This is a genomic window from Texcoconibacillus texcoconensis, assembly GCF_014202575.1.
Taxonomy (GTDB): Bacteria; Bacillota; Bacilli; order Bacillales; family Salisediminibacteriaceae; genus Texcoconibacillus; species Texcoconibacillus texcoconensis.
In genome coordinates this window covers 117803-131661 of record NZ_JACHHB010000002.1, presented here as the reverse complement: position 1 = coordinate 131661, position 13859 = coordinate 117803, and the positions used below count along the sequence as shown (strand labels likewise).

13 protein-coding genes, 1 pseudogene and 1 riboswitch are annotated in these 13859 nt (G+C 38.4%); of the genes and pseudogenes, 7 read left to right on the top strand and 7 right to left on the bottom strand.

From position 1 onward, the window contains the following. Positions 1-695: 695 nt before the first annotated feature. The 3 genes from HNQ41_RS02700 to sdhB are packed head-to-tail and all read left to right on the top strand — an operon-like array spanning position 696 to position 3861. On the top strand, positions 696-1310 hold the full coding sequence (locus HNQ41_RS02700) for a succinate dehydrogenase/fumarate reductase transmembrane subunit (protein WP_221301825.1): 615 nt from the start codon (positions 696-698) through the stop codon (positions 1308-1310). A 29-nt stretch (positions 1311-1339) separates the two neighbouring features. Beyond that, positions 1340-3103, top strand: coding sequence for a succinate dehydrogenase flavoprotein subunit (sdhA, locus tag HNQ41_RS02695; protein ID WP_184662885.1), 1764 nt, complete (start codon positions 1340-1342; stop codon positions 3101-3103). Next, on the top strand, positions 3103-3861 hold the full coding sequence (gene sdhB / locus HNQ41_RS02690) for a succinate dehydrogenase iron-sulfur subunit (protein ID WP_184662884.1): 759 nt from the start codon (positions 3103-3105) through the stop codon (positions 3859-3861). The genes sdhA and sdhB overlap by 1 nt, the downstream gene beginning before the upstream one ends. Before the next feature lie 139 nt (positions 3862-4000). Here sdhB and HNQ41_RS02685 read toward each other — a convergent pair. The 3 genes and pseudogenes from HNQ41_RS02685 to bioD form a co-directional block, all read right to left on the bottom strand. Then, positions 4001-4408: pseudogene (locus tag HNQ41_RS02685) on the bottom strand (IS3 family transposase); the annotation flags it as partial. Positions 4409-4705: 297 nt separating this feature from the next. Next, positions 4706-6052, bottom strand: coding sequence for an adenosylmethionine--8-amino-7-oxononanoate transaminase (gene bioA, locus HNQ41_RS02680; RefSeq protein WP_184662883.1), 1347 nt, complete (start codon positions 6050-6052; stop codon positions 4706-4708). A gap of 12 nt (positions 6053-6064) precedes the next feature. Further along, positions 6065-6763: a dethiobiotin synthase gene (bioD, locus tag HNQ41_RS02675; protein WP_184662882.1), complete on the bottom strand. Its 699-nt coding sequence runs from the start codon at positions 6761-6763 to the stop codon at positions 6065-6067. Between the two features lie 135 nt (positions 6764-6898). On the opposite strand from bioD, the gene HNQ41_RS02670 reads away from it, so the two are divergent. After that, positions 6899-7492 carry a biotin transporter BioY gene (locus HNQ41_RS02670; RefSeq protein ID WP_184662881.1) on the top strand — a complete coding sequence of 198 codons (594 nt, stop codon included), beginning with the start codon at positions 6899-6901 and terminating at the stop codon, positions 7490-7492. Between the two features lie 216 nt (positions 7493-7708). On the opposite strand, the gene HNQ41_RS02665 is transcribed toward HNQ41_RS02670, so the two are convergent. Further along, entirely contained in the window at positions 7709-8179 is a 471-nt protein-coding gene (locus HNQ41_RS02665) for a hypothetical protein (protein WP_184662880.1), read from the bottom strand. A 243-nt stretch (positions 8180-8422) separates the two neighbouring features. On the opposite strand from HNQ41_RS02665, the gene HNQ41_RS02660 reads away from it, so the two are divergent. Further along, complete coding sequence (locus HNQ41_RS02660; protein WP_184662879.1) at positions 8423-8974, top strand: manganese efflux pump MntP; 552 nt, start codon at positions 8423-8425, stop codon at positions 8972-8974. 129 nt (positions 8975-9103) lie between these two features. Here HNQ41_RS02660 and HNQ41_RS02655 read toward each other — a convergent pair whose 3' ends face one another. Beyond that, positions 9104-11113 carry a methyl-accepting chemotaxis protein gene (locus tag HNQ41_RS02655; protein WP_184662878.1) on the bottom strand — a complete coding sequence of 670 codons (2010 nt, stop codon included), beginning with the start codon at positions 11111-11113 and terminating at the stop codon, positions 9104-9106. 502 nt (positions 11114-11615) lie between these two features. Beyond that, positions 11616-11701, top strand: a riboswitch (cyclic di-GMP riboswitch). A gap of 75 nt (positions 11702-11776) precedes the next feature. Here HNQ41_RS02655 and HNQ41_RS02650 point away from each other — a divergent pair. After that, a complete protein-coding gene (locus HNQ41_RS02650) occupies positions 11777-11983 on the top strand; it encodes a hypothetical protein (protein WP_184662877.1) in 207 nt (68 codons plus the stop codon). A 19-nt stretch (positions 11984-12002) separates the two neighbouring features. Continuing rightward, positions 12003-12260, top strand: coding sequence for a hypothetical protein (locus tag HNQ41_RS02645; RefSeq protein WP_184662876.1), 258 nt, complete (start codon positions 12003-12005; stop codon positions 12258-12260). Positions 12261-12526: 266 nt separating this feature from the next. On the opposite strand, the gene HNQ41_RS02640 is transcribed toward HNQ41_RS02645, so the two are convergent. Together HNQ41_RS02640 and rbsB are read right to left on the bottom strand one after the other, a co-directional pair. Then, entirely contained in the window at positions 12527-12781 is a 255-nt protein-coding gene (locus HNQ41_RS02640; protein WP_184662875.1) for a hypothetical protein, read from the bottom strand. Between the two features lie 122 nt (positions 12782-12903). Further along, the gene (gene rbsB, locus HNQ41_RS02635; RefSeq protein ID WP_184662874.1) at positions 12904-13857 is read right to left on the bottom strand and encodes a ribose ABC transporter substrate-binding protein RbsB; all 954 of its coding nucleotides are present in this window, start codon (positions 13855-13857) and stop codon (positions 12904-12906) included. Positions 13858-13859: the final 2 nt, after the last annotated feature.

Genomic DNA, 13859 nt, shown 5'->3' with positions numbered 1-13859 from the left:
GATGAAGACGATCATTGAACACCAAACCTTATCATGTAATATTTACGAACACTGCTGAATAGAAATTCTGCGTAAAGACATTCCTCCTCTTAAAATTACACGATAAAAAAGGGTTTAACCAATGAACAATCTTCTAACCTTAGGCGTTTTTGATTTGATGAAAGGGTCTAGGGATTTCAGTGCAAGCCAGAAAAGAAAGGGAAAATGAAGAGGGAAAACTGTGATCTTCACTGAGTTATTAGTAATTTCTGGTTTACTTTACTTCATTTATGAGATCTATCATTTTGTCAGTGCCCTGGTTGCAAGAATAACCATTAATACTCAGTTTTCCTCGAATTACCCTTTTGTAACTAATGAAAGCGAAAGGATACTAGAATCAATTTCTTTAATTAATTTACACTTAATTAATTTTCAATAACTGTTCAGAACCAATAGATTGAGATAAATTTAAATCAAGAAATGATTGGTCAATCAAATTTTTTTACTCTGATTTGTGATTGGATTCACAAAATGTACAAAAAATAAAGGAGATGATTTATAAGAAAAGTATATAAAGGGATGGTTAGAAAAGAATCACGAAATAAAGAGGTCATCAAGTTATTGAAAGAAAACAAAGTACTATAACAGGAAACAAATAAGGAGAACGGTGAGAATCAACTAATAAATTTATTTGCTAGTTAATAGAAGATGAGGTGATGATTGTGAAACAAGACCGAACATATTTCTGGAGAAAGGTGCACTCTTTGTCAGGATTAATCCCAATTGGTGTTTTTTTAATCATTCATTTAAGTGTTAATTTTACTGCCATCTTAGGAGAGGAAGCTTATAATGAAGCGGCTGCTTTTATGGGGAGTTTACCTTTCAATACCATTCTAGCAATATTTGTGATTTATATACCGATTTTATTTCATGGAATATATGGCATTTTTATAAGTCGTGAAGCAAAAAATAATATTTCGTCTTATCGTTATGAAAGAAATTGGTATTTCTATTTACAAAGATTATCTGGAATTATTGCGCTATTGTTCATCATATGGCATGTGGCGACAACGAGGGTTCCTGCGACTTTTGGTGCAGAAGTTAATTTCGATATGATAGCCAACCTTGTTAAAAATCCAATTTATTTGGTGTTTTTTATTGTAGGTACGTTAATGACAATTTTCCACTTTGCTAATGGTGTACGAACAATGCTAATAACTTGGGGAATTACAGTAAGTGAAAAATCACAAAGATTAGGTAAGTTTATAGCGGTGACCTTATTTATATTATTATCTGCAATTGGTATCGTAGCAATCTTTGCATTTGTCTAAAAAGAAATTCTTTAGAAGGAGGATATCAAATGGCGCAACAGAAAATTGTCGTTGTAGGTGGCGGATTAGCGGGCCTAATGGCAACAATTAAAGTAGTTGAAATGGGAATGGATGTGGATCTATTATCCCTTGTACCAGTGAAAAGGTCCCATTCTGCTTGTGCACAAGGCGGAATCAATGGAGCTTTAAATACAAAAGGTGAAGATGATTCGCCGGAACGACATTTCCAAGATACGATCTATGGTGGAGACTTTCTTGCCAATCAAAAACAAGTTTGGGGAATGTGTGAAACTGCTCCGCACATTATCAATATGTTTGATCGTATGGGTGTTATGTTTAACCGGACGCCGGAAGGTCTTTTAGATTTAAGAAGGTTTGGTGGAACACAGCATCGTAGAACTGCATTTTCAGGTGCAACAACAGGTCAGCAACTTCTTTATGCTCTAGATGAGCAAGTGAGGAAATATGAAGCAGAAGGTAAAGTTCAGAAATTTGAAGGGTGGGACTTCGTATCTGCCATTTTAGATGAAGATGGTGTGTGTCGTGGAGTTACAGGGCAAGAGCTTCTTTCCATGAATATGCGTGCGTTTAAAGGAGACGCTGTGATCATGGCAAGTGGTGGTCCTGGTATGATATTTGGAAGGTCCACTAATTCATTAATTAATACTGGAGCAGCTGTTGGTAAACTATATCGTCAAGGTGCATCTTATGCAAATGGTGAATTTATTCAAATTCATCCAACAGCCGTTCCAGGAGATGACAAATTGCGTCTTATGAGTGAATCAGCTCGTGGTGAAGGGGCAAGAGTATGGACATATAAGGACGGCAAACCTTGGTATTTTTTAGAAGAAAAATATCCGGCATTCGGAAATCTTGTTCCACGAGATATAGCCACCCGTGAAATATTTGATGTATGTGTTAATCAGAAATTAGGTGTTAACAATGAAAATATGGTGTATTTAGATGTTTCGCATATTGACACCGACTATTTAAATGTAAGATTAGGTGGAATTTTAGAAATCTATCAGAAGTTCATGGGAGATGACCCAAGAAAAGTACCAATGAAGATTTTCCCAGGAGTTCATTATTCTATGGGTGGAATCTGGGTTGATAATCAGCAACACACATCGATCCCAGGTTTATTTGCCGCAGGTGAATGTGATTATTCTCAACACGGGGCTAATCGTCTAGGAGCTAACTCATTACTTTCTGCTGTCTATGGTGGAATGGTAGCTGGACCTGAAGCTGTACGGTATGCAAAAGGATTAACAGAATCGACCAATGGATTATCAGAAAAGATCTTTGACGACCAGTTAAAGGTTGATGAAGAGGAGATTTCCGGGATTCTCAGTATGAATGGAGAGGAAAATGCATATAAACTCCATCAGGAAATGGGTCAAGTTATGACGGAGAATGTTACGGTTGTCCGTGAAAATAACAATCTAAAGCGAACGGATGAAGTTCTCAATGATTTCATGGAACGATACAAACAAATTAATATTCAGGATTCTTTGAAGTGGCACAATCATGCGGTTTCGTTTGTTCGAGGGTTAGAAGGTATGATGGATCTTGCAAAGGCTATTACCCAAGGTGCTTATTTAAGGAACGAAAGTCGCGGAGCTCATTATAAGCCTGAATTTCCGGACCGTAACGATGAAGATTGGTTAAAAACAACAATGGCAAGCTTTGATGCAAGTTCTAGAGAGCCTCAATTTTCATATGAAGATGTAGATACATCTATGATTACACCACGTAAACGGGATTATACGGGTGGAAAGGCAGGTGCTAAGTAATGACTGAAAATGGAAAGACAGTGCACCTTATTATTAAACGACAGGACGGACCTAATTCAGAATCTTATGTAGAAGAGTTTGAGGTTAATTACCGTCCTAGTATGAACATTGTATCAGCACTAATGGAAATTCGTAAAAACCCAGTTAATAAAAAAGGTGTAGAAACTTTACCAGTTCAATGGGAGTCAATTTGTTTAGAAGAAGTTTGTGGTGCTTGTTCTTTGCTTGTGAATGGAGAACCTCGGCAAGCATGTTCAACATTGGTTGATCAACTCGAACAACCTATTCATTTAGCTCCTTTAAATACATTTGAAGTTGAAAGAGATTTGATTGTTGATCGTAAAAGGATGTTCGAGGCACTAATGAAAGTTAAGGCTTGGGTTGAAATTGACGGGACCCAGGATCTTGGTCCAGGCCCTAGATTGAATGAAAGAGAAAGACAGTTTGCCTATGAACTCAGTAAATGTATGACCTGTGGTCTTTGTTTTGAAGCTTGTCCTAACGTAAATGATAAATCAACGTTCATGGGCCCTGCCCCAATAGCTCAAGTTAAACTTTTTAACACTCATTCTACAGGAAAAATGCAGGAACCTATGAGGTTAGATGAAATAATGAAAGAAGGAGGAATTACTTCTTGTGGGAATTCAGGAAATTGTGTTGAAGTTTGCCCGAAAGAAGTTCCTTTGACAAAAACTTTAGGGTACTTAAATCGTGATACGACACTCTATTCATTTAAACGTTTCTTCTACGATGGATAAGTTGAATCATTATATTGTTTTAGTCTATCTTTTTAGATTAAGAGGGCGTTATAGAAATAAATTTGAGAAATAGAAATAACGAAAAAAAGGACGGCTTTATAAACTGGTACCCGTGTCAAGGACACGATAAAAAAAGAGATTAAGCTACTTGAAGATGATTCCTATATTGGATAGGGGTCATCTTTTTTAAGTTCCATTGATATCAATAATTGTTATAGTAAACCATATAGTGATTTATTTTTGACTTTAATTCTTTTAGAGTTCTGACTGATTGGTAGTCGACTTCATCTTTTAAATGACCAAAGAAAGATTCTTGCGGTGCATTATCCCAACAGTTCCCTCTCCGAGACATGGATTGACCTAAACCGTATTTTTTTAATAACTTTTGATATCTTGGGCTCGTGTAATGGCTTCCCTGATCTGAATGGATAAAGGCATCCTTATGTAGTGTAACTTTTTTGTTGTTCATTAATTTATGGATTGTACTGGTTGCGATGTCTAACGTGATACGATCAGAAACATGATAAGCTAGAATTTCATTTCTTGAAGCTTTCTTAGTTTTTTGCATCCGTTCCCCGAAAGTAACTGTTTGATTTCTTTTTTTCTTACATGCACACCAGTGTAAGGTTTGCGTTTTGTTGATGCTTCCATGTTATCACCTGAATCTGTCAGTTTGTTCTAGTATATGGATGAAAAAATGAGCAAGAAACGGCAGACAGTTAAATCCTGCAAATCTGTGTTAAAGAGGGACAGTCCCGCTTTAGTGCTTTAACTCACGTAAGAGGGACAGTCCCACTTCACAGTCCCACTTCAACGCTTTAACTCGCGTAAGTGGGACTGTCCCTCAGTCTGTGATTGTTTCTTCTATTGATTTTTCGATAATGCCAACCATTGCTTTTAGGTCTGATTCTTCTGCGGCTAATGGTGGCATAAAGATGACCGTATCACCGAGGGGGCGTGTCAACATTCCGTTTTTTCTCATGGTTAAAGTGGTATGGTAAGCCATTCTTTCTTCAAATGGAAAAGGTTCTTTTGTTATTTTGTCTTTAGAGAGTTCGATTCCGCACATGAGTCCTAACTGACGTACATCGCCAACACCTGCTTGTTCAGCTACGGGCTTCAATGCTTCCTGAACAACACTTGCTTTTTGTTCTACGCTCGCTACAATATTTTCTTTTTCGAAAAGGTCAAGATTGGCTAATGCAGCGGCGCAGCCCAACTGGTTTCCTGTATAAGAATGCCCATGAAAAAGGGTTTTTAGCTTTGTGTAATCGTCATAAAAGGCTTGGTGTACTTCCTCGGATGTGATTGTAGCGGCAATCGGTAAATACCCGCCTGTGATTCCTTTTGCCACGGTCATGATATCTGGGCGGATTTCTTCATGCTCGACGGCAAACATCTTTCCTGTTCTCCCGAAGCCTGTGGCTACTTCATCTACAATAAGCAGTATTCCGTAAGTACGACATAGATTTTCTACCTCTTTAAAAAATCCATCAGTCATAATTTTCATTCCGCCTGCCCCTTGGATTTTCGACTCCATAATTAAGCCGGCAATTTCCTCATGGTGTTTGTCCAATGTCTCCTTCAAAGCACTTAATGATTCTCGCATGACCTCTTGTGGATCATCACTTGGATGGCGGTACGTATCCGGGAATGGGACTTTAAAGCTATTAAACATGAGAGGGTTGTAGATTTTGTGGAATAAATCTACTGCTCCGACGCTGATCGCGCCCACCGTATCTCCATGATAGCCGTCTGAAAACGTAACAAATTTTGTTTTTTTCTCATTGCCGTTGTTATACCAATATTGGAAAGCCATTTTCAGTGCGATTTCAATCGCTTCGGCTCCGCTGTCTGAGTAAAATACTCGCTGTAAGTTAGGCGGTGAAATCTGGATAAGTCGCTCTGCCAAAAGGGTTGCAGGGACGTTTGTAGCTCCTAGCAATGTAGAATGAGCAATACGATCAAGCTGCTCTTTTACTGCATCATCAATTTCTTGTTTTCTGTGACCATGTACGTTTACCCACAAAGAAGAATAGCCATCATAATATTCTTTCCCGTAAATATCTTTTAGTTTGATCCCTTCGCCTTCTTCAATGATAAGTGGATCCTTTTCGTAGTCTTTCATTTGCGTAAAAGGAAGCCATAAGTATTCTTTACTTAATTCCATTACTTTGTTTGCATCAGTCATGATTTTTCACCTCTACAAATGGTTTTGAAGTTTGTCGATATTCAAATGAGCCGTTAGTTCCAGGGCAATGTTTTCATCAGCAAGTTTTTCGTCTATGTTTTTGACATCGGGTATACACCCTAGCACTGGCATTCTTTCTTCAATAAATCGAATGTTTTCTTCTTCTATGTCAGTTCGTTGGCGAGAAACCTTTGAAAAAATGACACCAGCAACTTCTAGTCCTTTACTCTGTGCGTAATAAAAAGTTTGCAGCGTGTGATTAATCGTTCCGAGGTTTGGCCTGGAGACAATTACGATGGGCACGTCTAACAGTTTGGCAAGGTCAGCCATATCGGCTGATTCATTAATAGGAACGGCAAGGCCCCCAGCCCCTTCGATGAGAATGGATTCATAATTTTGGGACAATTCAACGTAAGTTTTCTTTATCGTTTCGATATCAATATGAGTGTTTGCCATCCTACCGGCCAGGTGAGGAGAGCAAGCAGGTTCAAAGAGATAATGAGTCGCTTTTTCTCTAGCGATCATTTTGATTTTTTGGTAAAACGCAACATCTGGCGCAATCAAGGTGTTCCCCTCTTTATACGCCCCTGTTTGGATCGGTTTAAAGGGGCGAACACATATGCCTTTGTCGATAAAAGATTTGAAAAGAAGACTCGTGACAACCGTTTTGCCTACTTCAGTATCTGTGCCAGTAATAAATAAATGGTTCAATTCATCACCCGCTTTCCGTTTCGGATCAATGTAAACTATTGTTTAATATAAGTTAACATTATCTTTGTTATCTATCAACAAATGTAAGAATATTTGTTACAATCATTGTTAACTTGATGGTGAAAATTGTTTACAATGGGAGGGGTAATCGTGAATAAACAACCTTGGCGTCCGATTGATATGACGCTTGCTGCTATGTTTGCAGCGCTTATGGCCATAGGAGCGAACGTTTCCGCTTACTTAACAATTGGCGGAGTTCCTATTACTTTTCAATTGTTATTTGCCATTCTTGCAGGGGTATTGCTAGGAAGTAGGCTTGGTGCAGCTAGCATGACTTTGTACATGCTTATTGGTTTGGTTGGCATGCCCGTTTTTGCTCAATTTAAAGGAGGTATCGGGCATGTAATCAGCCCTACATTTGGCTTTGTCGTTTCTTTTATAGCCGTTGCCTATGCTGTGGGGAAAGTGGTTGAAAGAAAGAGCGATCCAACCATTCGTACATACCTTTTCGCAGGCGCATGCGGGTTGTTCTTGAACTACCTGATCGGAGCTCATTACATGTATGCCGCATATACGCTTTGGTTTGAAGCTCCTGGAGGTTTTAATTACCTTCTTACCTGGTCATGGATGGCCGCCTATTTGCCAATTGATACAGGCGTCGTTGTAGCGGCGGCCCTTATCGCTCCGAAAGTTAAGAAAGTAGTTTTGGAAGCAAGACCAGCGGTGTAAAGCGTGAAAGAGGGACAGTCCCACTTCCTTGAATTAAAGTGCGAAAGTGGGACTGTCCCGGTACCTTGAATGAACGTTTCGTTCAGGGGAACTGTTTTATCAATGGTTCTAATCATACTCGAACTAGTAATGTGGAAATGGTCAAGGGTGTTATGACCCAAAGTGAATTAATGGAAATATTTCCTTGATAAAATCGCTTTTGGAACACTGCAATTCTTATGGATACTTCATTTTTACTTTTTCAAACAAATACTGTACGCCATACAATAGATAAGCTTTGTAGTGAATATAAATAAAGAATTGAAAATAATTGATTCGCTTTAAACGAACAATTTTAATGAGTTTTAGAAAAGGCATGACACAAAACGCAAAAATTCCATTAACAAGAGCATTTAGTAATGCAAATTTTTTAAAGTTTCCGTATGAATATTTTAGTATCCACATTGAAAGGGGCATGTAAGGACCGATATCAAAGGGGAGCTCATCCTTCATTAATGATTTTGGTTTGTCATAAAATGTCCACCAATTCTGCTTGTGAGCATAGAAATGATTGATGATTTCAAACACACCTATAACAGAACTTGCTAAAAAATATCTTTTGAAATGGCGTTTACCTATAAATATCATTGATAACCACGGGATTATTATTATAGTTAGATTAAATATCACGTGCCGTCTTGATGGCATTGTAAATCCTCCTTACATTAAACGATTTCCTTATTTTTAAAGTATCCAAATGTAAGAAATAAATACACTTCACTTGATTAAAGAGGGACAGTCCCACTTCTTCACTTTAATTCGATGAAGTGGGACTGTCCCTCTTCAAGGTGTTAAAATGGAGATAATAAAATCTCAATTTGTCCAATGGTTATTGTTTCACGAACGCTGAAATAATTGTTTAACAAGTCGAAGATTTAGGGTGTGATTTCTTTGCTATGGCAGCTTATTTTGTTAGCGATCGCTTCAAATATTGATGATTTGGCTGCAGGTGTCGCTCTAGGTTTGAAAGGGCGTATTCCGTGGCGGGTCATTTGGGTCATCGCCGTGTTATCTGGATTGACGATGTCTTTAGGTATTATCATAGGAACCCAAGCGACTGGCTTTTTACCAGGGATCATCCCGATTTATTTTGGGACAGCTGTTTTTGCAGGAATTGGCTGCTGGTTCATCTGGCAAGGGCTTAAAAAAGGTGATCATGAAGAGGGAGAACAGGAAGTTTCATTTGGTTGGAAAGCTTCGATCATCTTAGGCTTGGCACTAGGTGTTGATTCATTTGCCGCTGGGTTTTCAGGAGGGCTTACAGGCTACCCAATTATACTTACAGGTTTTTTAGCGTTTTCAACAAGCTTGCTATTTATATGGGTTGGTTCACGGTTTGGCAATTTGATCAGTATCCGACTGATTAAAGACAAGGTCGATTACATTTCCGGGGGGCTGTTTATCCTTTTATCAATATTGATTTTCTTTTTGGAGCTGTCATAGTGAGTGTGGTTATAAAATGTTTTGATCGAAATCAACTTGGTGTCATCATGGTGAAACGAAGTATAATTAAGAAAACCCCATTGATGTATTCACCTTTTTATACATCATTTGGGGTTTTCTGTTGGCTATTTAGGTTTTAAATACTTTGATCATTTCATTTAATTTATGACTCGATTCATTCAAAGATTCAGCAGAACTTGAGATCGATGAAATGGCTTTAATTTGTTCATCCGATGATGCAGAAATTTCTTCTGTTGAGGCTGCCGATTCTTCCGCAACAGCGGAAATGTTTTGTAAAGATCCAACAACATCATCTTTAGACTGATTCATGTTGTTGATTTCATAGCTAATATTATCAATAGATAATGCAATTTTATTTAATACATCGTTAATTGAATTGAAGACTTGTTCTGTGTCGAAAGCCACCTGCAATTGGTCACTTGAAATTTTAGTCGAACGTTCCATTTCTTTATGGACATTCGTTGTTTCTTCTTGTATACCTACGATCGTTTGGCGAACTTGTTGTGTCGCATCTGATGATTGCTCGGCTAATTTTCGAACTTCATCAGCGACAACAGCAAATCCTTTCCCGTGTTCACCCGCTCGAGCAGCTTCAATGGAAGCGTTCAATGCTAGTAAGTTGGTTTGTTCAGAAATACTATTGATCGTTTCGATAATGCTTTCAATTTCTTTCATTTTAGATACTAAATGAGACATGACATTGTTTACTGATTGAATCACTTCGTTAGATTCGTTTGTTTTCGCCTGTAAGGTCTCAATTTGTGTAACCCCTTGTTGACTGGATTCATTTGCTTCGTTCGATAAGTTATTCATTTTGTTGTTTTTCTCGTTTACGGCCTCAATTTGATGAGATAATGTCATCGATTTTTTGTTTGCTTCTTCAATTTCAGAAGCTTGCTGACTTGCACCGTCAGCAATTTCAGCGATGGCCTTTCCTACTTCTTCGCCAGAGGCTGTTGTTTCTTCTGACATCGCACTTAAGTTCTCAGATGCTTGCGAAACGTCTGAAATAGCTTCATCAACAGAAGAAATGAGCTTCTTCATATTATTGACCATTTCATTAAAATGGGTGGCAAGCTCGCCAATTTCATCTTTAGAGTGAGATTGAACGTGAACGGTCAAATCACCGTCAGCAACTTTATTTACTTCGTCTTTTAACCGGGTTAAAGGTTTTGTCATACTTTGAGACAAGAAGTATACAAAGATTAATGCAATGATAAGCCCAATTATAGATATAATGACCGTAATGTTTAGCAATTGGTTAGCCTCTTCAAGTAAATGTTCCTCTAAATAAACGGTTCCGACTTTCCAACCTGTTTCGTCGATGGTTTCATATGCTAGAAAATGATCATCACCGTCGTATGTATAACCAAAATATCCTTGATCTTCGGTTTCATAGATCGATTCGATAAAATCTTGTTCTATTAAGTTGTTTCCTCTTTCAGTTGGATGAACCAATGCCATCCCTTGATGATCAAGTAAAAAAGGATACCCTTCATAACCAACGATGGTTTCACTAATAATATTCTCAAGAGATTCTAAGCTTAAGTCATTGGCGACAACACCCAATAGCTCGTCAGTTTCGGGATCATTAATCGCTTTTGAGATGGTTAAAACATATTCCTCAGTTGTTTCGTCAATATAGGGCTCAGTAAAAATCACTTCATCAGGATTATCAGTCGCTTCTTCGTACCACGGACGAGTTGTCGGGTCGAAATCGGAAGATAAATCTACACTAGGAACTGTGTACATCGTTTGGTCCGCAGAAGCGATATAAGAAAGTGTCACATTCGGATAAGATTGCAAATATTTCTCAAAGTCATTTTCTATGATTGATGCTAGATCAGAGGGATCCTCAAAAGTCGTTAAATTTTCGTCTTTTAAAAGTTCGATAATTAAATCATTGCTACTGTACCTATCTATATTTTGTTTGAATTGGTCTAAGTACAAATTGGTAACCGTCTCCATTTCCTGAACTGTTGCATTGGCTTGTTCTTGAGCATTTTCTTCAATAGCGTTTTTTGTTAAAAAGAAGGAAATACTAGAAATTGAAATTAAAATGAGCAAAATAAGTACGGTAAAAGATATAATCATTTTTGTTCTAATTTTTCGGAACATTTTTATCCCCCTTAGTTCTATTGGCAAAGCACTTGATAATCTTATCATATTATGTCGAAAAATAAAGTTTAGTTTCAATAATTAGAAAACTATAGAGGATATTTATTTATCAACACGAACCAATTTCATAATGAAGGGTTTTAACAAACATCACGAATTTAATCAATTATCACGAAGGTCAACGTTCGTTTTGAAACTGATTGAAACGAAAGGCGGCGACAAAGGATAAGCGCAGTCTGAAGATCCAATTCAGCAACGGTTTGTGGAGCTGAATTTAGCTGAAGACAAGCCCTTGGGAAAGCGTCCGCCTGCAGTGAAAATCACAATCCATGTTCGGAAATGATCTTTACATCATCTATTATGAAATTCATTCAACGCGTATCACCAAATTTTGGTAGTTTATCATAACGCTATAAAGTATAAAAAAATTCACTGATACCCTTAACTTCACTTCAGACTGAACCGATATAATAAAAAAATGTTTTTATATAAAAAGTTTATGAAATGAAAAAGGCAAAGCTATAGAAATGTAGTGGCGCAAAGCTATAGGGGCTAAAGCGAGGGATGCAATGCCAGCCAGTTACCGTTCAGGATCGCGTACTAACACATCCTGTTTTGGGGTGTGTTTTTTTCTGAAATTTCTTAAGGTTATGAGGGAGAAGAATGAAGAAAATCAAAGTAGATTACTATGAATGCGCAGCGATAAAACTTGTATATCGCCCGAACTGCAAAGTTTGTGATAAAAAATTTTACCACCAAGAAATTTGTTATCGAATTCCGATTCATGATCCATTCATTGTTTGTAGCCGTTGCAGTGAAAGTTTCAATATGAAAGAAGTGCGCGTTTATTGGAATCAAGAAAAAGGGTAAATAAATAGGAGTGAAAGCCTTGTATAAAGTAGAACCTAACTTAAAAGAAATGTTAAATTTACCTGTCCGGACGACGGAAGATTTAAGGGCAAGGTACGACAACTTACGTGATGAATTACAATTTGCTAGAAGTGCCTTTGAGTTTGAAAAAGCATCAGAGGTGAAGCTAGAGATGGTCTATATCATAGAGGAATTGAAAAATAGAAAGCACCTAGCGCAAGGTGATGATGAAACCTCTGCCTCTAATATGAAAACAGGTACTGCTGAGAGCAGCTAAGCTTACCCTAAGTTCAAATCGACCTCAATCTTCCCGATGTTGAAACAGTCCCTATAGAAAGTTTTTATTGTATACCCATTCGACATCTGACATGTTGAATAACTTCCCTCGCGGTTAACGGTTTTGATAAGGTAGCAAAGTTGCTTATGTTATAAACGGGATTTCGTTTCCAATCACTCCACCTTCACGTTCACTTCATGCCGCGCATTGTAGCCATACCCTTTTCGGTTCCACGTCGCCTCTTTGGGCTGAATACGCCCCACGAATCAGACGCCACACTCTAAAACACCCTTTAGCGATTTTACAGGCAGTGCGTTGATTTCTTGAAATGAAAGAAGTTGAGGGTGCTCAACCGTCCCTCCGATCGGCAGCCAGAAGAAGGAAGACGAAAAAGTTGGGTACGAAAAATGATTACGCCTGTAAAATAAGTGATCCGGAACGAAAACTGTACGTAAAAATCGAATCGGTGTTTCTTGGTTTTCAGGGTGTAGACTTTTCGTCGTTAAATAGGGTCTGTTCATAATGCTCCTTTCGTGTTTCAAATCGAATGTTTTTCACGTGATGTGTATGCATTTGCTGCTTTGTCTTATGAGATTATACAAAAAACGGCTCGAGAATAGATCTCGAGCCTGTTGTTTGTGCTTTATTCTGTTACGAGTTCAAGTTCAACTGGAATGAAGTCTTCTGCTGATTCACCTTCTAAAATATCTAACCCAGCACTAACAGCTTCTTGGCCAATTAAATCAGGTTGTTGTGCAACTGTTCCGGCTAATCGACCTTCTTCAACGGCTTCTAAAGCGTCGTCTGTAGCATCAAACCCAATGATTGTCAGGTCATCATGGCCACTAGCTTCTGCAGCTTCTAAAGCACCTAAAGCCATTTCATCGTTATGAGCAAAAACGCCTTCGATATCAGGGTTACCTTGTAGGATATTTTCCATAACGGATAGTCCTTCAGCACGATCGAAATCAGCAGGCTGAGAGGTGACCACATCTAATTGATCTTCAGCAATGTTGTTAAAACCTTCTCCGCGTTCTCTTGCTGCCGATGAACCAGGAATCCCTTCAATTTCGGAGACTTCAGCACCTTCACCGACAAGGTCGACCAATAATTCTCCAGCCATTTCTCCACCTTCTACGTTATCAGAAGCAATGTGAGAAACGACCTCGCCGCCTTCTGCACCACGGTCGACAGTAACAACTGGAATATCTTCGCTATTTGCTAATTCGATCGCACCAACAACAGCATCTGAATCAGTAGGGTTAATAAGCAACAGGTCAATCCCTTGTTGCATAAGGTCTTCAACATCGTTTGCTTGCGTTGCAGAGTCATCTTGAGCGTCAACTGTGACTAAATCGACACCTAACTCTTCAGCGTGCTCTGCAGCACTTTCTTCCAGCGATACGAAAAATGGATTATTCAGTGTTGAGATTGAGAAACCGATTGTGTAGTCACCATCTTCTTCTACAGCTTCAGTGTCACCATTTCCTTCTGCAGGTTCAGTGTCCTCCTCTTGATCGACCGGTGATTCTGTTGAACAAGCCATGGCAATTGAGCCCGCCATCATCAAAACAGTACCTAACCAAATTTTTTTCATTT